A 22,475-nucleotide genomic window follows, 5' to 3' on the forward strand; every position below is an offset into this window, starting at 1 on the left:
ACAAAGATACCTCATTTTCGTCTTTTTTTCACGCAGAATAGTCATTTAGCGCAAAAATAAAAACGCTTTCATCAGAAACCACTTCCGATAAACTGCGTTAAATCAGCCTTTTATACACCAACCGACCATTTGTAACACCTTTGTAATATAACTGTAACCGAAATAAGGTTTAGCCTATGCTAAGATAATCACAGATAAAGACACTGTCCTTGATACGGTGCGAAAGGGGAAACTGAGAAACTTATGAAACTGAAACGTCTTTTGGCATTAGGAATCGCCAGTTTAGTAATTTCAACGTCCGTACCGTCTATGGCTTCTGCTGCAACACTTTCTGCAACTGACTTAGTTAATACAGCTAAAAATTACATAGGAACTCCTTATCGATACGGTGGGACAAGCCTTACATCCGGCATCGATTGTTCCGCATATACGCAAGTCGTTTTTAAAAAGAACGGGAAATCTCTTCCACGCACGACTGGTCAACAATACCAACAAGGTAAAGCAGTATCCAAAAGCAACCTGACTACTGGCGACCTCGTATTCTTCAACACAAGTGGCAAAGGGATTTCACACGTAGGAATCTACATAGGTTCTAGTAAATTCATTCATGCTTCAACAAGTCAAGGTGTTACAGTTTCATCTATAAATGATCCGTACTACTGGAAAAGCAAGTATGTAGGCGCTAAAAGAGTTTCTAATTTTGGCGGAACAACTGTAGCTGGATCCGACGCAGCTAAACCAGCGGTAACTTATGCTACTCGTGCTGAAGTTGCGGCAGCTATAGCAAAAAAACTCAACCTTACAGCTCAAGGCAATGCCTCTTATAAAGATGTACCTAGCAGTCACCCTCAAGCGTCCGCAATTGCGGCAGTTACTAATGCTGGTATTCTATCAGGAAATAACAACAATGAATTCAAGCCAAATGATCTACTAACTCGTGCAGAAATGGCTAAAGCACTCTCAAATGCATTTGATTTAACACAAAGTTCTAATGTTCCTTTTTCAGACGTCAGTTCAACTTACTGGGCCCTTCCTTTCATTGGTGCTCTTTATAATGAAAATGTAACAAAAGGTTACTCTGATGGAACATACGGAATTAATGGTAAAGTAAAAGACTCGGAGCTTAAGCTCTTCATAGAACGTGCACAATGAAAAAACGTGGAACCCTCTTACTATAGACGGTTCCACGTTTTTGCTTTTATCAAACCTATTTTCGTAAATTCTTTACTTTGTTCTGCTTTAATCGACTAGTAAAAGCGCATTCCCTATTTCTATGAGGGAATGCGCTTTTCAGTTTCTTTTATACTTGAAAGCGACTGACCTCTTGCTTGAGTTCGTCGGCAAGCCGTGTCAGGCTTTGTGCGCTTGCGCTGATTTCTTGGCTTACGGCTAGCTGCTCTTCGGTAGCCGAGCTTGTATCAGTGGCTGAGGCCGCTGCCTGTCCGCTTAACCGTTGGACTTCACGTGCACCCTCTGTCACTTCATCCGCCATCGCTTGAATCTCTTCAATTGCAGCAGAGACCGTTTCAACCTTAGCGGACACATCCCCTACCGCTTGTTGGATGTCTTTGAATACTGCGTTGGACTCCGCCGTCGCTTTCATCCCGTTTTCAACTTTTTCACTGCCCGTTTCAATCGATTTCGTCGCTTTCTTCGAATACACTTGGATGTCACTGACCATCGTTCCAATCTCCGATGCAGACGTTTTGGACTGCTCCGCCAGTTTACGGACTTCATCTGCAACAACTGCGAATCCTTTCCCGGCATCACCGGCACGTGCTGCTTCAATCGCTGCATTCAGTGCCAAAAGGTTTGTTTGCTCGGCAATTCCTGTAATGATTGCCGTCACCTTTTCAATTTCAGAAGAGTGGTCTGCCATCTCTTTCATAATCGACGCAGTTTCCCGGATCGTTTCCCGAATGGTCTTCATCTCTTCGACGACCTCATCCATGGATGCAGAGCCTTTGCCGACAAGTTTTGTAACCGCTTCTGCCGAACGCAGCATGTCCTCATTACTTTCTGAAATCTCTCCAACCCCTAGGGACAGCTCATTCATGGATTGAGTCGATTGGTCTGTGATCCGTTGCTGCCGCTCACTGCCTTCGAGTTGTTTTTCCGCAGTACTGGCAATCAGTTCCGACGAGGCTAAACTTTCTTCTGAACTTGCGGATAACCCTTCCGATTGCGTGGCCAACTGTTCCGCTGAGACATTGATTTTACGGATCATATTCGCTACATCCGCGCCCATTTTGTTGAATGCACTCGCCATTTCCCCGATTTCGTCTTTGCTGCGCACGACGAGCGGATCGATGGAAAAATCCCCATTTGCAATTTGGTGCAATCCTTCCGTCACGATGCCAACTGGTTTCGTGATGGATCTGCTAATGCGCTGCGAAATCAGGATGCCTACCGCTACTCCGATAATTATGATTGCAGCAATGATAATCGTCAGCTGCATCATCATTTCATTAACTTCTTTCCGCTTCTTTTCGAGTGCCTTGTACTGATTATCCTTTATGAGATCTGCACGCGTCATGACAACATTTCCGACATCTTTAGATGCTTCTGACATCCATTTCGCAATATCATCTTTTCCTTGTTCCAAGTTATCGACGATATTATTTTGAAGCGTCATCGATTTTTCGTTCGAATCGACGAGTGCTCCATATTCTTTTTTCATCGTCGCATCATTCATCATCTTCCCCAGTTCGGTCAGGAGTTGTTCGGAACGCTCATAGTTCTCTTGGCGCCTATCAAGCAACGCCTTATCCTGATAGAGCATGTAGCCTCGGATTTCACTTTGCATTTGCTCTTGCTTCAGCACAAATTCATCTATGATATCCACTTTATGCACTTCATCATCGAGCATATTCCGATAATCACTATTCAATTTCACAAGCAACAGAATGCTAGCTACCCCAATAACAACTAGCAGTGCAAGTAATAACCCGAACCCGTTCCTTAACTTCCCAGCAATTGTCCGCTTCACCCATTCCACCCCGATTTTTTCTCTTTTTTCAGAAACGACGAACTTGCCCAATCGTCTGAATAATTATGACTAGTCCAATTATATCTGTTTGTTTCAAATAAATCACTACTTTTCGACCACTTTTAAAGTTTCCATCTTTCCCGTTATGCCTAATTAAATTATGAAGGCGTGAAAAAACCACGCTATTATGACACGTGCGTGGTTTACTGCTTATTTGTGTGCACTTGGTTTCTTGAAATACAGAAGCTGTTTGGTAAGAGTCCTCTATTTTTCATTCATTCCTCAGCACTTGCGCTTTGCAATCATTCCACGTACAGTATCGGGATTCGGTCCTCCGGTGATGCGTCGACGTTCAATGAAAACTGCAGGGTTTATAATTGCTTGCCAGTCTACTTCTGATAGAGCTACGTCCTTTAACCATTCGTTTACGAGCCTAATCGGGATATCATATAGCTCTTTCTGAAGCGCATTCGCTTTTTTCGCGACTAAAGCGGCTTTACTGTGAGCTTTTCTGAACGAAATGTCGTATTCTCTTGCTAATACGTCAGCAAGTTCAGTTATTGTGATCATATTATCTCTCGCTTGCTGATGCGCCCGTTCCTTATTGAACTCCATCGTGATCATCACTGCATTCAATAGTTTCAACACACGATTCGCTTTTTCAAACCCCTTATACAGATGAGGCTGCAAATCATCTTCCGTATCGTTGATATCTCCGAAAGGCGTATTATGGATCATGTGAAGTACGGCAAGCCCTTCTGCTAAAGAGCTGGAAGCAAGCGATCGGGCGTGTTCAAGCGACACAGGATTTCGTTTCTGCGGCATGATGCTGCTAATTTGTACGTATGCATCCGAAACACGCAGTAATCCCACTTCTTTAGATGCCATTCTTAAGAGCTCTTGCACCCACCGGCCGATGTTCGTCATCAGACTGATTAAACTTTGTGCCGCCTCCAGCAAATAATCACCTGCACCAATCGCATCATACGAGTTTTCGATCATCCCATCAAAACCGAGCAGACTTACCATTCGTTCGCGACTAATCGAGAATCCTGTTGTCGTAATTGCAGCTGCTCCCATCGGAGACTGATTGACGGTTCGTCTTGCTCGCTCCAGACGCTCGATGTCCCGGCACAGCCCATCATAGATCGCTACGAGATAATGCCCTAACGTAGTAGGTTGCGCAGGCTGAGTATGCGTATGGGCTGGCATAATCGTTTCAACGTGGTGTTCAGCTTGACTTAAAAGTGTGGATGCCAACTTTTTTGCCAAGCCGATCGTAGCTTGCAAGTGTTCCCGTAATACAATCCGATACATCGCTTCTCCCATATCATTCCGACTCTTCGCGATATGCATCTTCCCTGCTAACTCTTCACCGATCCTCTCACTGATTTTAGATTCCAAGAGGAAAAACAGGTCTTCATAATCTGCATGATAAGTGAAGGTTGCTGGATCCGTGTTCGATATTTCTTCGATTGCCTGCAAGATTTGTTCAGCTTCTGCACATTTAATGATGCTTTGTTCCGCAAGCATGATCGTATGTGCACGATGCACCGCTAGCATTGCGCAGAACAAATGATGTTTCTGTAGTTCAAACAGCGGTTTCAGCAGGACATCCGAGTACGTTTGTCCAGGAAACAACTTCCCGTCGACTTGTTCAAATATCTCCTTTTCTTCCTTCATCTTCCCACTCCATTCCTGTCATTCCGAAGGCTAAGTAAAGGCAACTTCCGACTGTATTCTCTAGTATATGGTTTGATGGCCCGAAGGAAATGGAAGATGCCTAGTGTACTAAAAACCGACCCTCTTTTTTGATAGTCACGAATCTTTTTACGCCGGATGAACCGGAACACAAAAACGCATCGGGTCCACTTGCAGGATCCGATGCGTTTCGTACTTACTTTTCCACATTGCCTATCTCTATTCAAACGTTCCTATCAACTCGGATGGTATCATTTCGCAGATAGCGACCCCAACGTTTCTTGCAATACCGACACTGCATCTTCAACCACGACTTCAAGACCGCTATTTTGCAACGCTTCCCCGATTTTACGAATTGCAGTTTCCAACATCTCCGGGGTCGTATTCCCCATATGACCGATCCTGAACGCTTTTCCAGCTAGATGAGCAAGAGCACCGGATAGGATCACACCTTGTTTCGCAAGCTCTGCACGGAACGCGGCGTCGTCCACTCCTTCCGGATAGTAGAGACAGCTCAAAGTCGGCGCGGCGTCTTTCTCTTCGGCGAGCGGAATCATCCCGTAAACCCGCAAAGCAGAACGAACTGCTCGGCCGTAAGCTTGATGGCGGACAAACCGTTCTTTCAGTCCTTCCTCTTCAACAATCCGTAAGCCTTCTTCGAGTGCATAAATCATATTGACAGGCGGCGTTGCGAAATACTTGGAAGGATCATGCATGACTGGGATCCAGTTATGGATGTCACAATAGTAGGCGGAGACAGATTCCATCTCGTTCCGCGCTTTCAATGCTGCTTGGCTGAATGCCACGATACCAATGCCTGGAGGGACACCGATCGCTTTTTGCGAACCCGTAAGGACAATATCGATTGCAGTGTCCGGTCCTGCATAATTGTGCTGCATATCTTCTGGCATGGCCGTTGTTGCACAGACACCGTCGACAATCGCTAAGGCGCCATGCTGTTTAATGAGAGGGATCAGTTCACCCAAACTCGCTTGAACCCCCGTGGATGTATCTGCATGCGTCAACGTAACCGCCTTGTATTTATTTTTCTCTAAATGTTCTTTTACATGTTTCACTTCGACTTGCTTGCCCCATTCTGCCTGCAGCAAGTCGATCTCAATGCCGAATGCTTGCCCGAGTTTAATGAAACGATCCCCGAAATACCCGTGACTGATGATCAAGAGGCGTTCACCAGGCGTAATCGTGTTGACGAGTGCCATTTCCATTGCAAGCGTTCCAGACCCTGCGACAATGAAGACTTCCCCATCTGTATTCAGAATCCGCTTCGTGCGTTCAATGGCTGTTTTGAATCGGCTCACAAATCGTGGATCCGTATGTGCACGGGTTTCCTCCCCCAATGCATCGTAAATGGACTCGACAACTGGTGTAGGCCCAGGTATGAGTAACAAATCTTCATTTCCCAATCAAATTCCCCCAATAATCAGATTTTTGTGCATCCAAAATTTCGACACGATGACTGGGAAATCCTTCATTACGAAGAAAAAGCCCGTTATCTCAACGGGCCATACGTTCTTCATATGCAGCGATCTGGTCTTCGAATTGGAACGTAAGTGAGATTTCATCCCATCCGTTCAGCAACATCTGACGCGAATACGGATCGATGTCGAACGTAAGGTCATCTCCTGTGTCTGCACGGGTAACGGTCTGTTTTTCCAAATTCACAGTGAGCTCGATTGGTGACCGCTGACCTTCTGCGAGCAAGGAATCGATATGGTGTTGGGCCAGCCGAATCGGTAAAATACCATTCTTGAAACAATTATTATAGAAAATATCCGCAAACCCTGGTGCAATGACCACTCGGAATCCGTAATCCAGAATGGCCCACGGAGCGTGTTCACGGGAAGAGCCGCACCCGAAGTTTTCATCCGCTACTAAAATCCGTGAACCTTCAAATCTGGAATCGTTAAGAACAAAGTCAGTATCCGCTTTACCTTCACTATCGAACCGCCAATGATAGAACAGATACTTGCCGAATCCTGTCCGTTCAATCCGCTTTAAGAATTCTTTGGAAATGATCTGGTCCGTATCGACGTTTTTCCGGTCCAGCGGGGTCATGACACTTGTGACAACATTGATCGGTTCCATGATATGCTCCTCCTTTCAATCCTGCAGCGCAGGTACTTTCCGAATATCGGTAAAGCGCCCTGCAATCGCAGCTGCTGCTGCCATCGCCGGACTTACCAGATGCGTCCTTGCTCCAGCGCCTTGACGTCCTTCGAAGTTCCGGTTCGATGTGGATGCACAGCGTTCACCTGAAGGAACGACATCATCATTCATCGCAAGGCACATACTGCATCCTGATTCCCGCCATTCAAATCCGGCTGCTTTGAACACGGCATCCAGCCCTTCTTGTTCAGCAAGCCGTTTAACGGAACGTGATCCTGGAACGACAATCGCAGTGACGTCCGGATGCACTTGTTGACCTTCTACAATCGCTGCAGCTGCACGCAAGTCGCTTAGACGGGCGTTTGTACAAGATCCGATGAATACATGCTGGATCGAGATATCGGATAGCGGCATGCCTTCTTCGAGCCCCATATAGGCAATCGCTTTTTTCAACGCTTCTTTGTCAGATGAGGATGAATAGTCGTCAGCATATGGGACATGACCGCTTATTCCGGTTCCCATCGCAGGGTTCGTTCCCCACGTTACGTATGGTTCAATGTCAGCTGCATCTAATGTTAGCGTCGTGTCATACACAGCACCTTCGTCTGTCGCGAGCGCCAGCCACTCTGCCGCGGCTTCTTCAAATGCTTCCCCTTCAGGGACTTGGCGACGTCCTCTTAAATACTCGACTGTCGTTTCATCCGGGCTGATCAACCCTGCTTTTGCTCCTGCTTCGATTGACATATTACAAATCGTCATGCGCTCTTCCATCGACAGGTTTCGGATCGCTTCCCCAGTGAATTCAATAATATGTCCCGTTCCCACGTCAATCCCGAATTTCGCAATGACCGCGAGAATGACATCTTTCGCAGTAACCCCAGTTCCTAGCTGCCCGGAAATCTTCACCTCCATCGTTTTAGGACGATTTTGCCAAAGAGTTTGTGTGGATAGAACGTGTTCCACTTCACTCGTACCGATACCGAATGCGATCGCACCGAATGCACCGTGTGTAGATGTATGGCTGTCTCCGCAAACAATGGTTCGGCCTGGTTGTGTAAGCCCTAGTTCAGGTCCGATGATGTGAACGATTCCTTGATCGGGATGCGTCATGTGAGCAAGTTCGATACCGAATTCCTCACAGTTTTTCTCAAGGGTCGTCATCTGTTTTTGAGCAGTAGGATCACTGACCACTTCAATATTCCGTGTCGGTACGTTATGATCCATTGTCGCATAACATCGTTCAGGACGCCGCACTTGCCGTCCCGCAAGTCGTAATCCTTCGAATGCCTGCGGAGACGTCACTTCATGGAGGAGATGGAGGTCGATGTAAAGTAAATCAGGTTTCCCTTCTTCTTCCATCACGACATGCCGATCCCAAACCTTTTCAATAATTGTTTTTGCCATAACCAATTCCCCTTTCCATGAGCGGCAGCATGCGAACGCCGCGATTGACTAGTTACACATATGAAAACATAATGCTGTTTGAAACTGACTGCACATCCACTTCTTCTGCAACACGCGCTGCCCATTGCTCTGTCGTCATCGGACGTACGCCGGGACTTGCTAGATCCGCAGTGCAATGCCCTTCTTCGTAAACTGTCTGAATGGCTAGCTCGATTGCAGCCGCTTCTTCTTCCATTCCGAATGATTGACGCAACATCATCGCAGCCGACAACATGGCTGCTGCTGGATTCGCGAGTCCTTTTCCTGCAACATCCGGGGCAGATCCATGGACCGGTTCGTATAACCCGAAACCATCCGTCCGAACACTAGCTGAAGGCAATAAGCCAAGGGATCCTGTAATGACGGATGCTTCATCACTTAAAATATCGCCGAACATATTCTCCGTTACGATGACGTCAAAAGCAGCTGGATTCGTAATGAGCTTCATCGCAGCGGAATCGACCAACTGGTGCTCGACTTCGATATCCGGATAGCCGGTACGGACTTCTTCGACCACTTCCCTCCACAAGCGGCTGGACTGCAGGACGTTCGCTTTATCGACAGACGTCACTTTTTTGCGTCGCATTCGTGCAAGGTCAAAGGCCGATCGTACAATCCGATCGATTTCCACACGTGTGTACACGAGAGTGTCAACTGCAGCGTCATGTGTTTTCCGGCTCGGTTCTCCGAAATACAGACCGCCTGTCAGCTCACGGACGATGACAAGATCCACGTCATTCACAAGATCCTCTTTTAGAGGAGAGCGATGGAGAATGGCTGGTACCGCCTTTACAGGACGAATGTTTGCAAACAAACCGAAGTGCTTACGGATGGCAAGCAATCCTTTTTCCGGGCGTGTCTCCGAAGGGTTCTGATCCCACTTCGGGCCTCCGACTGCTCCGAGCAGCACTGCATCACTCTTTTCACAAAGGGCAATCGTTTCATCCGGCAGTGGTGTACCGAAGCTGTCTACTGCAGCCCCGCCGATGTAACCTTGGACAAATTCGAACGAATGATGAAACCTTCTAGCAATGACTTCAAGCACCTTCACTGCAGAACCGATTACTTCTGGACCAATCCCGTCACCAGGCAATACTGCGATACGTTTTTCCATCGTCGTCTCCTCCTTGTAGTTTCAGTTTACAACTTTAACTGCGTGCTCTTTTTGCACTTCCAATGACTCACGGACCAATTGTCGATTAATCGCATTCAAATATGCTTTTGCAGATGCTTCCAACACGTCTTGCGCAATTCCTCTTCCTGTCAGCTGCGTCCCATTGAAGTTCAAATTCACAATCGCCTGACCGAGTGCATCCCGCCCTTTGCCAATAGAAGAAACTTGGTAATCGAGAATGTGCACATCACCTTTTACAAGCAGTTCCAAAGTGTTGAAGATCGCTTCCACCGACCCAGCACCCGTCGTTGCGACGCTGATCGTTTCCCCTTCAGGAGTCACACTCGTCACAGTTGCAGTCGGTACATTATTCGTTCCATACTGCACTTGGATACTTTCCAAATCGTATATAGGGGTTTCCGTCTGTTCGAGTTGCTGCCTAGTGAAGAGTACGAATAGATCATCTTCCGTAATCTCTTTCTTCTTATCCGCTAACTCTTTGAATTCCGCAAACACTTCGTTCAACTGCTCATCAGTCAACGTGAATCCCATTGTGACGGCGCGATCCTTAAATGCTGCACGACCCGAGTGTTTTCCTAGAGCTAGCGGCTCTTTCGTCGCACCAATCAGTGCAGGTGTAATAATTTCGTACGTTTCCGGATTTTTCAACATACCATCTTGATGAATCCCTGATTCGTGTGCGAATGCATTTTTGCCGACAACCGCTTTATTCGGCTGGATCATGACACCTGTCAATCGGCTCACTAGTTCGCTCGTTCGTTTGATTTCATTGAGATGGATGCCTGTCTCTAGATTGTAGAAGTCTTTTCGGATGTGCAGTGCTACTGCGATTTCTTCAAGTGCAGCATTGCCTGCCCGTTCGCCGATTCCGTTAATAGTCCCTTCCACTTGATCGGCACCGTTTTCGATCGCAGCAATCGAATTCGCAACTGCCATCCCTAAGTCGTTATGGCAATGTGCAGATAGTTTCACTCGATCAATCCCAAGGACATTCTCTTTCAAGAAGCGGAAAAGTGCTCCATATTCTTGCGGAGAAGCGTATCCGACCGTGTCCGGAATGTTGACCGTCGTTGCTCCAGCTGCGATGACTTCGTTCAAAATCCGGACGAGAAACGCTGGATCTGATCGGAACGCATCTTCAGCAGACCATTGGACGAGCGGGAATTTGGAGCGGGCATATTTGACGGCTTCCACTGCGATGTCCACGACTTGGTCAGGTGTCTTTTTCAACTTGTATTCCATATGAATGGATGATGTTGCGAGGAACACGTGTAAGTGGGGCTGTTCTGCGCCTTTTAACGCATCCCACGAAGTGTCGATATCACTCTTTACAGCACGGGCGAGGCCCGTCACTGTAGAGTTTCTTACGGTTGTTGCAATGCGTTTGACTGCTTCGAAATCGCCGGGGGATGAAGCGGGAAAGCCCGCTTCAATCACCGTTGCGCCAAGACGCTCAAGTTGGCGTGCGATTTCAAGCTTTTCCGCTGTATTCAAGTTGATGCCTGCTGACTGTTCGCCATCCCTCAGTGTCGTATCGAAAAAGTCAATTCGTCGCACCAGCCGTCACCTCTTCCTCTTTTTTCAATCCTTTTGCAACAAACGGCATCATCGCACGGAGTTTTTCACCGACTTCTTCAAGCTGGTGTCCTGCTTCTTCTTTTTCGATTCGGTTGAAGTTCGGACGGCCGTCTTCGTTTTCCTGGATCCATTCTTTTGCAAACTTACCTGATTGGATATCATCCAAAATCGACTTCATGCGAGCTTTCGTATCTGCATCGATGACGCGTGGTCCTGAAACGAAATCGCCCCATTCTGCTGTATCCGATACCGAGTAGCGCATGCCTGCCATACCGCCTTCATACATCAAGTCAACAATCAGCTTCGTTTCATGGAGTGTTTCGAAATACGCGAGTTCCGGCTGGTATCCTGCTTCCACAAGGGTTTCGAAGCCTGCTTTGATGAGGGAAGTCAAGCCACCGCATAGTACCGCTTGTTCTCCGAATAGATCCGTCACGGTCTCTTCCTCGAATGATGTTTCAAGGACGCCGCCTCGAGCAGATCCGATCGCTTTTGCATAAGCAAGTGCAGTTTCACGGGCTGTACCTGAAGGGTCTTGATATACTCCGAATAATGCTGGAACACCCGCTCCTGCTTCAAAAGTCCGTCGAACGAGATGTCCTGGTCCTTTCGGTGCGACGAGGAATACATCGACGTCTGCAGGTGGTTTAATCTGACCGAAGTGGATGTTGAATCCGTGAGCGAATACGAGTGATTTGCCCGCTTTCAGCGCTGGTGCGATTTCCTCTTCATACACTTGTTTTTGGCGCTCATCCGGAAGCAATACCATGATGACGTCTGCTTGTTGTGAAGCTTCCGCAACGGTTGTGACTTCAAGACCGTCCTCTTTCGCCTTATCGAATGACTTTCCAGGACGAATTCCTACGACCACGTCGAAACCGGAGTCTTTCAAGTTTTGTGCATGTGCGTGGCCTTGCGATCCGTACCCGATCACCGCGATTTTCTTGCCGTCCAATACTTTCTCGTTGATGTCCTGGTTATAATACATGTTTGTCATAATGAATTCCTCCTAGGGTTTGTGGGTTATATTTTTTATTTCTTTATCCAAAATAATGAGTGTTGCCGACAAGGTCCGTTGATTGTAACGGAAGGCGGCGACTCCTGCGGAATCAGCGAAGATCGAAGACCCCGCAGAAGCGAAGCGCCGAGGAGGCTGAGATCGAGCCCGCGGAAAGCGTCCGCCTGCAGTGTAAATCAACACTGTTTAACAATTCATTTCAAAATAGATAACAATGGAGATGGAACTTTTTGGACTTCCCGGACAAATGCTGCTGTACCTGTTCGCGTGAGCTCCTTGATGCCATATGGCTTCAGCAAATCGATGAATGCATCAATCTTTTCCGGGTCGCCCGTCACTTGATACGTCACGATGTTTTTGCCGGAATCGACGACTGTCGCCCGGAACGGTTCGACCAGACTGTTCATCTCCCCTCTCGTATGCGGCGGTGACGTGACCTTCACTAACGCCAGCTCCCGCAGCACAATCGACTTGTCGGTAATATCATTCACCTTAATGACATCGATCTGCTTTTGCAGCTGTTTCACGAGCTGCTCGATTTTACGCTCATCCTCCACGTGGACGATGAACGTCATCTTCGACATGCCCGGCTGCTCCGTGTGACCGACTGTAATACTTTCGATGTTGAACTGGCGTTTCATCAGTAAACCGGTCACTCGATTCAGCACGCCACTTTGGTTGATAACCGTTACGGTGATGACTCGTTTCATGGCGCACTCACCCCAATCATTTCTTGAATCCCTTTCCCTGGTGCCACCATCGGATAGACGTTTTCCATACGTTTCACCCGGCAGTCGATCAGAACGGGTTCATCCGATAACAGCGCTTCTGTAAATACCACTTCCGCTTCTGATGAATTCCTGATCCGGTAGCCTTTCACATCATAGGCTTCCGCGAGTTTTACGAAGTCCGGTTGGATGGGGATCAGCGACTGAGAATAGCGTTCTTCGAAAAACGTCTGCTGCCACTGCCTTACCATTCCTAATGCTTCATTGTTCAAGATCACGACTTTCACGGGAATCCGTAATTCTTGCAGCAGTGACAATTCCTGTGCTGTCATTTGGAAACCACCATCACCGACAACCGCAATAACGCGTGCATCCGGTTTTGCGAGCTGCGCACCGATGGCCGCCGGGAATCCGAAGCCCATTGTTCCGAGTCCTCCCGAAGTGACCCATCGATCCGCGTGATTCAGTGCGTAATACTGTGCGGTCCACATTTGGTGCTGTCCGACATCCGTCGTCACAATCGCATTCCCTTCCGTAATTCTATGGATCAGTTCGAGCGCTTGTTGAGGCAGGAGGTGCTCGGAATCTTCTTCATACCAGAGTGGGAAGTTTTTCGTCAGACTCTCGAGTTTTGTTAGCCAAACTTCTGTATCGGGCTTACAAGCTGGATGTTTCAATAGCGCAAGCAGAGCCTGTTTTGCATCTGCCACGATCGGAATCGCAGTCGGAACGTTTTTCCCGATTTCGGCAGGATCGATGTCGATATGGACGACGGTAGCATTTTGGGCAAAACGGTTGAGATTTCCGGTTAATCGGTCGTCAAACCTAGCACCGATATTAATGAGTACATCACATTCACTGATTGCCATGTTCGAGGTGTATGTTCCATGCATGCCCGCCATACCAAGGAAGAGTTCGTGGTCTCCTGAAATACTTCCCAACCCGAGCAGCGTATTGGCAACTGGAATCCGATTCACTTCAGCGAATTCTTTCAGCTCTTCCGTCGCTTTTGCATGTAAGACGCCAGCTCCCGCTAAAATCACCGGCTGCTTTGCTTGTTTGAGTAAGGTGATTGTTTTTTGAATTTGCAGGTAATTCGGATGAACCGTCGGCTGATAACCCGGTAAATAGAGTTCATTTGGTGCGTCCGGGACGTCTTCAGCAGATGCTGTCGCGATATCTTTAGGAATATCGACAACTACAGGTCCCGGTCTGCCAGTAGAAGCAATATGGAATGCTTCTTTAATGATTCGCGGCAAGTCTTCCACACAACTCACTTGATAGTTATGCTTCGTAATCGGCTGCGTAATGCCGATGATATCCGCTTCCTGGAAAGCATCCGTTCCAATGACGCTAGTTGCGACCTGACCGGTAAACACAACGAGTGGGATGGAGTCCATCATGGCATCTGTAATCCCTGTGACAAGGTTGGTTGCACCTGGCCCTGAGGTTGCAATGACAACGCCTGGCTTCCCGGATACTCGTGCATAGCCTTCAGCAGCATGAATCGCTCCTTGTTCGTGGCGGGCCAAAATGTGTTGTATCGGATTTTGATACAGCGCATCGTAAATCGGGAGCACTGCACCGCCAGGGTATCCAAAAATGATTTCAACTTGCTGTTCTTTCAAGGATCTTATCAGTACATCCGATCCATTCGCTGGCCGCATTGGAGTAGCATCATTCTCACTAGCTTCAGGTCCCGTTTTCAACTGCAATTCCGTACTCATTTGCATCTCTCCTTATCCTCATCGATCTAGTAATGCCTATATAGGAAATCCATTTTTCATCAACATAAAAAGCCTTTTCTCCCCGCGCACAAAAATAGATGCGCAAGGGATGAAAAAGCTTTCATGGTACCACCCTTGTTCGCGGTAACGTTCACCGCCTCATGGACGTGAATGAATCACGTCCTTTTCCATAACGGGCACATCTGCCCGAAACAGCCTACTTTGTTCAGCTGTTCACTCCGAGGGGATATCGCGTTGGCTGCACTACCGGTTCTCAGCACCACCGGCTCTCTGGGAATGCAAGATTCCAACCACTTTTACCTCATCATCGAGTTCGTCTATTAAATTTTCATAACGCCGCCTGTGCTGGCGGATGTCACTAATTTAGAATAACGGGCAAGATACCCTTTTTTAATCTTCGGTTCAAATGGTTTCAACTTGCTTTTACGTGTTGCAAGTACCGCTTCATCGACTTCCAATTCGATTGTTCGATTCGTTAAGTCGATTTCGATGATATCTCCATTTTCCACAAGCGCGATCGGCCCGCCTTCAGCTGCTTCAGGAGATATGTGCCCGATGGAAATGCCTCGGGAGGCTCCGGAGAAACGTCCGTCCGTGATGAGCGCGACTTTTGTTCCAAGTCCTCGGCCTGCAATCGCTGCAGTCGGCGCAAGCATTTCCGGCATTCCAGGTCCGCCCTTTGGACCTTCGTAGCGAATGACCACAACATGGCCTGCTTGCACAGTACCATCGTCAATACCTTCCTGAGCCGCTTCCTGGGATTCAAAAACGATGGCTTCACCTCTGAACTTTTTGATGGAAGGATCAACGGCGCCTACTTTGATAACGCCGCCGTCAGGTGCAATATTACCGAACAGGACGGAAAGCCCTCCGACTGGACTATAGGCATTCTCTTTTCTACGGATCACTTGCTCGTTTTTGATAGGCCGGTCTTTCACATTTTCATAGAGTGACTTTCCGGTGATGGTCATCCGATCGGGATGAACCGCTCCTTCAATTTCACAAAGCTCTTTTATAATGGCGCTGACGCCACCTGCCAGATGGACATCGTGCATTGTATAATCGGATGCCGGACTGATTTTGGATAAGTAAGGAATCCGTTTGGCGACTTCGTTGATATCTCGGACGTCGTACTCGATTTCCGCTTCGTGAGCAATAGCGAGAGTGTGGAGTACAGTGTTTGTCGAACCTCCCATCGCCATATCGAGAGCAAATGCGTCGTCAATCGTTTCTTTTGTAATGATGTCTCTTGGTTTAATATCTTCTTTCACCATTCTTACGAGATGGTGAGCAGCCTCTTTGATAAGCCGATGCCGTTCATCGGAAGTGGCAATGATTGTGCCATTATCGGGTACAGTGACACCAAGCATTTCCATGAGCGAGTTCATCGAATTTGCAGTGAACATTCCGGAACAGCTGCCACAAGTCGGGCAAGCACTCTGTTCGATATCGAGGAGTTCTTCTGCAGTCATGGTTCCTTGCTTGTAAGAGCCGACCCCTTCAAACACGGATACGAGAGATAACGGCTTCCCGTCGGAAGAGGTTCCGCCTTCCATCGGGCCGCCTGAGACGAAAACGGAAGGGACATTCGTACGAACTGCCGCCATCAGCATCCCTGGTGTGATTTTGTCACAGTTCGGGATATAGAACACACCGTCAAACCAGTGCGCGTTAATGACAGTTTCCGCAGAATCGGCTATGAGTTCACGACTTGGCAATGAATATCGCATGCCGATATGCCCCATCGCAATTCCGTCATCGACGCCGATCGTATTGAACTCGAACGGAATGCCTCCAGCTTCTCGGATCGCTTCTTTCACGACTTCCGCAAATTTATTTAAGTGCATATGACCGGGAATGATATCAATGTATGAGTTACATACTCCAATGAACGGCTTCTCCATATCTCTCGACCGGACGCCTGTCGCATATAACAGACTTCGATGAGGTGCACGATCGACACCTTTCTTTATCATGTCACTTCTCAATGAAACTCACTCCTCACAATGGCACCAACGGGTGGACGATATTTTCAACAGTCAGGCAGTTGAAACAACCTGTTGCTGAAGTAGATTGTTGTTATCATATAGCGAAAGAAATAAAGAGTCAACAGTGTTTTTCAAATTATTTTTCAATTTAGAATATACAGTGAAAATGTATACGCTTACAATGCCTCAACAGCGCGATATATTGCACATCGCACTTTTTTTATAAAATTTTTTACTCAAGTGCGTGCTAGAAATTCGAAAACCTTTCGACAATATTTGCAAAGCCCCCAGCTGTGCATAACCTTTTCCACGTTATCCCCTTATAGCTACAGTCCTGAAGGCCGCTATGAACAGCTTGTCCACACTTTATCCACTAACGAATGTGGATAATCGAACGGTTGTTCTTTTTTTAGTTATCTGATAAGTTTAAAACAAGCCGCTTTCCTCGTAATTGGGGAAAATGAATAAAACATTGCCGGAAGAAGGTGTCGTGCTTGTGAACAGACTCCCCGATGACCTGCTCATCCTATCTTATGTAAAAGCCATGGAACTAGAACTCAGTTCTGAGTTTATTCACCTTCTCAAATGTGAAGTGGATAAACGCAGTTTACTTTGTTTCCTTCATTGACATGTCGCAATAGCCAAACCTTTCAAGGAAAGCGGCGTAAGTGTACTACCTATATCTATCGAAAAATCAGCTGCCACCATTCAGACAGCTGATTTTTCAACGTCCAGGAACAGGCGTTTTTGATACGGAGTGACTTTGCATTCAATGAAAAAAGCCCCCTTGCCCACGTTTGTGGACAAAAGGACTTCCAGTTCTCTGTTATACAGTGAACTGCTGAATCATTTCTTGTAAGTCTACCGCCTTATTGCTCAAATCTTGAGCCACTGCATTGATTTCCTCGATTGTTGCCATTTGTTCTTCCATCGCCGCTGCGTTCTGTTCTGTTTGGGCAGAGGCGCTGGTTGCTTGACCTGAAATTTCATTCACAGAAGCTGAAACTTCTTCAGCGCTTGCAGAAATCTGCTCTGTTGATGCGGAAATCTCTGCGATTTGACTCGACATGATCTCAACAGCTTTTACAATCTCAAGGAACGTACGGCCCGCATTTTCAATGACGTGTACACCTTGCTCCACATTCACCATGCTATCCGTGACGGATTGTTCGACGTTCTTTGTATCGGTTTGGATAGCCACCGTCAACTCGACAATCTGACTCGCGGACTTCTTCGATTCCTCTGCCAATTTGCGGACTTCATCCGCAACGACTGCAAACCCTTTACCATGCTCTCCAGCACGTGCGGCTTCAATGGCGGCATTGAGTGCCAACAAATTGGTTTGTTCAGTAATTCCTGTTATCACTTTGGTAATGCTTTCAATTTCTTCAGACTGTCGACTCAACCGTTTGATAAGCTCGGATGTCTGGTTGGATGACTGATAAATGATATCCATTTGTTCTTTCGCTGTTTCGATTGTTTGACCACTCTCAACAGCGATATTCTTTGTTTTTTCAGCACTGTCGTTCAGTTCGGCAGCCGATTCCGCAATCCGTTGGACACCTACAGCTGTTTCATCCATTGCAATTGAACTTTCACTCGCAGCAGAGGCAGATAATTGCGCACCTTGGGCAACAGAGTCGATCGACTTGGCCATCTCTTCAGAGGATTGGGATACCTCATACGTACTTGCAGACAGCTCTTCCGCAGAAGCTGTCAAATGCAAAGCGTTATCATTCACTCCGCCAATGAGTGTTCGAAGACTTTGTTTCATTCCATTGAAAGATTTTGCAAGATCATTCAGCTCATCTTTGGATTTCAGATGAATGTCCTCATCTGATAAGTTTCCAGATGCGACAACAGAAACTGCTTTGGACAGACGAATGACAGGTTTTGAGATACTACGTGTAATTGTTGTGGAAATGAGTCCAGCTAAGACTAATGCAATCACACTTGCGCCTAGTAAACCCAACTTTGCGTTTTTCGCAGTTTTAAGTGCATTCTCATTTCCTATGTTCAATTGTTCATTTTGATAAGTAGTCATCTCTGTTACAGTTTCCCTAAGTCCATTATTGATGGGGCTCATTTTAGAATCCAACAAGTTAAGTGCCCTTTCTGAGTCACCCGCTTTTTTCAATTGGACGATTTCTTGGGATGTTGCATATAATTCCGAGTTTAATTTTTCTGTCTTATCAAGCAGCCCCTTCATCTTATCTGATTTGGCAAGTTGACGGATTCCTGCGATGGATTGATTGATTGTCTCATAATGTTCGTCGAATTTATCCAAATCTTCCTGCTTCCCTAATAACAAATAGGAGCGGATATAGGAGCCTTCCAAGCCACTAGCTGCTTGGATGTTTTTCGCAAGAATCGTTTGTGCTACACGACTCTCCAGTAAAAACTTGTACTCATTTTCAATTTTAGCAATTTGATTGAAACTATATAACGATGAAAGTAGAATCACAATTAAAACAATAGCAAATCCTCCATATAACTTCTTTCCAATCGACATTGGCCATCTCTCATTTCTATAATTAGTAAAAGCATACTGTTAATTTCGGTTCCTAAAGTCGATTGTTTATATTAAAAGCATTAAGTTTGTGACATAATTATGATTTTAAAATTATATTGAAATAACTAATACTGTTCCTCTCTGCACACACACTATTTTAAAAATCCGTAAAAAAAAGGGCTGGAAATGAATTTGTTTTCCAGCTCTTTTGTCTTTTTGCATCGTTGCCTTTGAAAATGAAGGATAACAGGCAGTTGATCTCCGTTCCGGACGAGCGCTTTCCGGGGGCTTGCCCTCAGCCTCCTCGTCGCTTCGCTTCTGCGGGGTCTTCGCGCTGCGCTGATCCCCAGGAGTCGCAGTCCTGCACTTCAATCAACTGAATTTCCCATGAGACATTCAGATCTTTCAAGCAAAGAACGTAGTTGACGGACTCCTAATCTAGCAAGTATAACTAGATATAACCGAAGACTTGAGAAACTGATATGAAATCAAAGAAGTCTATGGATATGAAAAGATACAGTTGAACGCGTCTTTGCCGATGCTAAGGAGAAGCATAGTACGCGATGGATAATCCAAAACGCGCTTGCGGAGAGCGGCGACTCCAGAGGGATCAGTGAAAGCTGTCACAAAGAACAGCTTTTGCGAGTAAATGCGAAGCGTTAGGAGCACGTGTTTTCGAAGACCCTGGACGGAGCAAAGCGAGGGAGATGAGTGCTGGCTTAATTTCAGCAAAGTTCGCTAAAATACGGCAAATCGAACTCTTCGTGGTTCGATTGGCTGAGAGCAAGCCCCTCGGAAAGCGTCCGATCGCAGCGGAACTCAAATTTTCATTGTTAATTCTATTGTAAAAGAAAAAGACTATAGGCAAACCCAAGATTTCTGGAGTTTGTCTATAGTCTGAAAAGACACTGTGAGTGCGTCTCTTCTCTTATTACTTCAATTCATACTTCGCATACCCATCTTTCGTTGGTCCCACATACTGAATGCGGCTATCATCACCAAGATGCTGTTTCCCTTTTTCAGATGTTTCGAAGATCATATTCGCTCCACTCACGGATTGAATCGACCAGTTGCCATCTGCAGAAGGATCGATTGGATCTACCGCTTTCATGTAATCGACAATTGCTTCACGGTTTTCGTATTGATACGAAATCGTATCTGTCGCGTTACGTACTCCAGGGAATTCACCGCTCGCACGATAGTTGTTCGTCACTACGATGAACTTCTGGTTCGGATCAATCGGCTTGCCGTCAAACATGAGATTTTTCACTCGGTTTGCACCTTCGTTGACGACTTTTCCTGCACCGTCATATTTATTCGGCTGCGTCACGTCATACTCATATGTGACCCCATCAATAACGTCAAACAAGTACGAACGGTAGTTTTCATTCAACACATTTTGTTCACCAGATTTACTTGGATCGATCTGGTTAAATTGACCAGCTGACATTTCAAGCCATTCCTTCACATCAGCTCCTGTCATGACTAATCCTGTAATCGTGTTGTCGAACACATATAGATCTGCCATGTTTTTGATGGCAATATCTCCAGCAGGGATGTCCGTATAATAGTCGGAGCCATATCTTCCGCCTGCTTTAAATGGTGCCCCTACTGATAATATCGGCAGGTCTGCGTACTCTGTACCTGGAATTTGAGATGCAACATAACGCTTCTGCGCTTCCGTCACAATTTGAATCGATGGATCATCTTTCACAAGTGCGAAATAACTTGTGATCGGTGCTGTTGTTTTAGAAACCGGTGTACGGATATAGCTCAAGGTCCCCTCATGGGCTTCCTTGACTGCATTCATGACACGTTGGTTAACATCTTCTGAATCTTTGTGGACTGCACGGAGCGATCCTTTTCCAGAGATGACTTTCCACTTGCCGTTTTCCATCTTCAACTCGTAATCGAGCAATCCAAGGTGGGTGCCGAACTTACCTGGCATCACGACAGGAGTTCCATTCACTGTCCCTTGTGACTGATCCGCATTTTTCACGTCAGTAAAATCACCTGGGAACACTCCGTGGTTATGTCCTGTGAGAACGCCGTCGATGCCGTCAATTTCAGAAATCTGCCATGTAACGTCATCTTCGCCTTTTTCATGGACTTCATCGCCCATACCTGAGTGAGAGAGGACGAATACGACATCAGCTCCTGCCTTTTGGATTTCCGGCAAGAATTTCTTAACTGAATCTGCCCCATCTTCTACAGTGACCTTCCCTTCAAGAAGCGCGCCATCCCAACGCACGATTCCAGGTGCAACAATTCCGATAACACCGACTTTCAATTTGTGTTTCGCACCTTTGGAATCAGTTACTTCCTTATCCATGACAATGTACGGATTGTAGCGGTTTTTACCTGTTTTCGCATCGTATACGTTTGCATTAAGAACCGGGAAACCAGACTGATCGATTACTTGGTCCAGATATTCCAGTCCGTAGTTGAACTCGTGGTTTCCTAGAGTCATCGCATCATAGCCAAGTGCTTGCATGGCAGCAAATGCAGGGTGTACTTCACCCTTTTCCAACGGATCCACACTCACTTTATACGTGCCGAGTGGAGTTCCTTGGATTAAATCCCCATTGTCGAACATAAGCGTGTTTTTCGATTCCGCACGTGCTTCATCAACCAACACACCTACTTTCGAAAGTCCGTAATCTTCTACCTTCATATCCTGATAGTAGTCATAGTTCACGAGGTTCATGTGAAGATCTGAAGTCCCCATTACACGAAGGGATACTGTCGCTTCGTCAGTCCCTGGGTATTGTTGACTCACTTTTACTAAACGATTTATAATTGCACGCATTTCATTTTTCATTACTGCTTGTTTCGGTTTTGCTGTGCGGTCTGAATATCCTTTCATCAGACCTAAGCCGATGCTTTGCGCCATTTCCGGACGCAACGAAGCCCCGAAGTCACGCTTGTCCTTAAAGCGGTCAAGGAGGGACATCGGATACGTTTGTTCTGTTTTTGCAGCGCGTGCTGAAATGACAAACGCCTGTTCACGTGTCAGTGAACCGTTTGTGTCGAACTTTGTAGTTGAGCGGCCTTGAACCAGACCTGCTTTCACTGCAGCTTCCACATAAGGTGCCAGCTGTTTGTCCACATCTTTGAATGTGAGTGATGCTCCATCGTGGGTCGGTAAGTTAAGCGCTGTCACAACTTGTTTAACAAACTCCCCACGTGTTGCTTCGTCCGATTTCGCTGCACTTGCTCCTTGAGGTATTACCAAACTGCCAAGTGTCAGTAATAGGACAAGAAAACTGAATCCTACTTTTTTCAGCAAAGACATTCTTCATCTCCCTTTCAATTCATAGTTTTCATTCATTTTAAACATACCACAGTTTTCAATTAGTTCAAATCTATCAATAAGGTTTAGCGAAACTATTACATTGTATTTACAATTCACTTGTTGTTGAATGGACGCCGGTAATGGGTCCCGGTATTGAGAAACTTCGCTGAGTGTCCGAGAAACAGCTCGTTGTGTCGGACAACTCTCTTTATC

Annotated in this window: 15 protein-coding genes and 1 other annotated feature; of the genes, 2 read left to right on the forward strand and 13 right to left on the reverse strand. The window is 46.5% G+C overall.

Annotated elements, in window-relative coordinates; genetic code table 11:
• The first annotated feature begins 243 nt into the window (after positions 1-243).
• On the forward strand, positions 244-1,152 hold the full coding sequence (locus H9659_RS11825) for a C40 family peptidase (protein ID WP_191690744.1): 909 nt from the start codon (positions 244-246) through the stop codon (positions 1,150-1,152).
• Between the two features lie 148 nt (positions 1,153-1,300).
• On the opposite strand, the gene H9659_RS11830 is transcribed toward H9659_RS11825, so the two are convergent.
• The 11 genes from H9659_RS11830 to ilvD all read right to left on the reverse strand — a co-directional run bounded on the left by H9659_RS11830 (position 1,301) and on the right by ilvD (position 16,455).
• A complete protein-coding gene (locus H9659_RS11830) occupies positions 1,301-2,989 on the reverse strand; it encodes a methyl-accepting chemotaxis protein (protein WP_191690746.1) in 1,689 nt (562 codons plus the stop codon).
• A 282-nt stretch (positions 2,990-3,271) separates the two neighbouring features.
• Positions 3,272-4,672, reverse strand: a complete 1,401-nt coding sequence (gene argH, locus H9659_RS11835) for an argininosuccinate lyase (protein WP_191690748.1) — start codon at positions 4,670-4,672, stop codon at positions 3,272-3,274.
• Between the two features lie 269 nt (positions 4,673-4,941).
• Positions 4,942-6,114: a pyridoxal-phosphate-dependent aminotransferase family protein gene (locus H9659_RS11840; RefSeq protein WP_191690750.1), complete on the reverse strand. Its 1,173-nt coding sequence runs from the start codon at positions 6,112-6,114 to the stop codon at positions 4,942-4,944.
• 91 nt (positions 6,115-6,205) lie between these two features.
• A complete protein-coding gene (gene leuD, locus H9659_RS11845; RefSeq protein WP_191690752.1) occupies positions 6,206-6,796 on the reverse strand; it encodes a 3-isopropylmalate dehydratase small subunit in 591 nt (196 codons plus the stop codon).
• A 15-nt stretch (positions 6,797-6,811) separates the two neighbouring features.
• Positions 6,812-8,221 (reverse strand): 3-isopropylmalate dehydratase large subunit, encoded by a 1,410-nt coding sequence (gene leuC, locus H9659_RS11850; RefSeq protein ID WP_191690754.1) that lies wholly within the window; start codon positions 8,219-8,221, stop codon positions 6,812-6,814.
• A gap of 52 nt (positions 8,222-8,273) precedes the next feature.
• A complete protein-coding gene (leuB, locus tag H9659_RS11855; RefSeq protein WP_191690756.1) occupies positions 8,274-9,374 on the reverse strand; it encodes a 3-isopropylmalate dehydrogenase in 1,101 nt (366 codons plus the stop codon).
• Positions 9,375-9,395: 21 nt separating this feature from the next.
• Positions 9,396-10,952, reverse strand: coding sequence for a 2-isopropylmalate synthase (locus tag H9659_RS11860; protein WP_191690758.1), 1,557 nt, complete (start codon positions 10,950-10,952; stop codon positions 9,396-9,398).
• The gene (gene ilvC, locus H9659_RS11865) at positions 10,939-11,970 is read right to left on the reverse strand and encodes a ketol-acid reductoisomerase (RefSeq protein ID WP_191690760.1); all 1,032 of its coding nucleotides are present in this window, start codon (positions 11,968-11,970) and stop codon (positions 10,939-10,941) included. Before ilvC ends, H9659_RS11860 begins: the two co-directional genes overlap by 14 nt.
• A gap of 215 nt (positions 11,971-12,185) precedes the next feature.
• The gene (gene ilvN, locus H9659_RS11870; protein WP_191690767.1) at positions 12,186-12,701 is read right to left on the reverse strand and encodes an acetolactate synthase small subunit; all 516 of its coding nucleotides are present in this window, start codon (positions 12,699-12,701) and stop codon (positions 12,186-12,188) included.
• Positions 12,698-14,386: an acetolactate synthase large subunit gene (ilvB, locus tag H9659_RS11875; protein WP_225217824.1), complete on the reverse strand. Its 1,689-nt coding sequence runs from the start codon at positions 14,384-14,386 to the stop codon at positions 12,698-12,700. Before ilvB ends, ilvN begins: the two co-directional genes overlap by 4 nt.
• A 162-nt stretch (positions 14,387-14,548) precedes the next feature.
• Positions 14,549-14,784 (reverse strand) — a binding site (T-box leader).
• Positions 14,785-14,787: 3 nt separating this feature from the next.
• Complete coding sequence (ilvD, locus tag H9659_RS11880; RefSeq protein WP_191690771.1) at positions 14,788-16,455, reverse strand: dihydroxy-acid dehydratase; 1,668 nt, start codon at positions 16,453-16,455, stop codon at positions 14,788-14,790.
• A 460-nt stretch (positions 16,456-16,915) separates the two neighbouring features.
• On the opposite strand from ilvD, the gene sda reads away from it, so the two are divergent.
• Positions 16,916-17,083, forward strand: coding sequence for a sporulation histidine kinase inhibitor Sda (gene sda, locus H9659_RS11885; protein ID WP_225217814.1), 168 nt, complete (start codon positions 16,916-16,918; stop codon positions 17,081-17,083).
• Positions 17,084-17,281: 198 nt separating this feature from the next.
• On the opposite strand, the gene H9659_RS11890 is transcribed toward sda, so the two are convergent.
• Together H9659_RS11890 and H9659_RS11895 are read right to left on the reverse strand one after the other, a co-directional pair.
• Positions 17,282-18,967: a methyl-accepting chemotaxis protein gene (locus tag H9659_RS11890; RefSeq protein WP_191690773.1), complete on the reverse strand. Its 1,686-nt coding sequence runs from the start codon at positions 18,965-18,967 to the stop codon at positions 17,282-17,284.
• A 931-nt stretch (positions 18,968-19,898) separates the two neighbouring features.
• Positions 19,899-22,262 (reverse strand): bifunctional 2',3'-cyclic-nucleotide 2'-phosphodiesterase/3'-nucleotidase, encoded by a 2,364-nt coding sequence (locus H9659_RS11895; protein ID WP_191690775.1) that lies wholly within the window; start codon positions 22,260-22,262, stop codon positions 19,899-19,901.
• Positions 22,263-22,475: the final 213 nt, after the last annotated feature.

The sequence above is a fragment of the Sporosarcina gallistercoris genome, assembly GCF_014836415.1.
GTDB classification, from domain to species: domain Bacteria; phylum Bacillota; class Bacilli; order Bacillales_A; family Planococcaceae; genus Sporosarcina; species Sporosarcina gallistercoris.

What these genes read in the sequence shown, in the direction of transcription:
- H9659_RS11825 (WP_191690744.1), top strand. Translation starts at nt 244, where the DNA reads ATGAAACTGAAACGTCTTTTGGCATTAGGAATCGCCAGTTTAGTAATT.
- argH (WP_191690748.1), bottom strand. Translation starts at nt 4,672, where the DNA reads ATGAAGGAAGAAAAGGAGATATTTGAACAAGTCGACGGGAAGTTGTTT.
- leuD (WP_191690752.1), bottom strand. Translation starts at nt 6,796, where the DNA reads ATGGAACCGATCAATGTTGTCACAAGTGTCATGACCCCGCTGGACCGG.
- leuC (WP_191690754.1), bottom strand. Translation starts at nt 8,221, where the DNA reads ATGGCAAAAACAATTATTGAAAAGGTTTGGGATCGGCATGTCGTGATG.
- leuB (WP_191690756.1), bottom strand. Translation starts at nt 9,374, where the DNA reads ATGGAAAAACGTATCGCAGTATTGCCTGGTGACGGGATTGGTCCAGAA.
- ilvC (WP_191690760.1), bottom strand. Translation starts at nt 11,970, where the DNA reads ATGACAAACATGTATTATAACCAGGACATCAACGAGAAAGTATTGGAC.
- ilvN (WP_191690767.1), bottom strand. Translation starts at nt 12,701, where the DNA reads ATGAAACGAGTCATCACCGTAACGGTTATCAACCAAAGTGGCGTGCTG.
- ilvB (WP_225217824.1), bottom strand. Translation starts at nt 14,386, where the DNA reads ATGCGGCCAGCGAATGGATCGGATGTACTGATAAGATCCTTGAAAGAA.
- sda (WP_225217814.1), top strand. Translation starts at nt 16,916, where the DNA reads ATGAATAAAACATTGCCGGAAGAAGGTGTCGTGCTTGTGAACAGACTC.
- H9659_RS11890 (WP_191690773.1), bottom strand. Translation starts at nt 18,967, where the DNA reads ATGTCGATTGGAAAGAAGTTATATGGAGGATTTGCTATTGTTTTAATT.
- H9659_RS11895 (WP_191690775.1), bottom strand. Translation starts at nt 22,262, where the DNA reads ATGTCTTTGCTGAAAAAAGTAGGATTCAGTTTTCTTGTCCTATTACTG.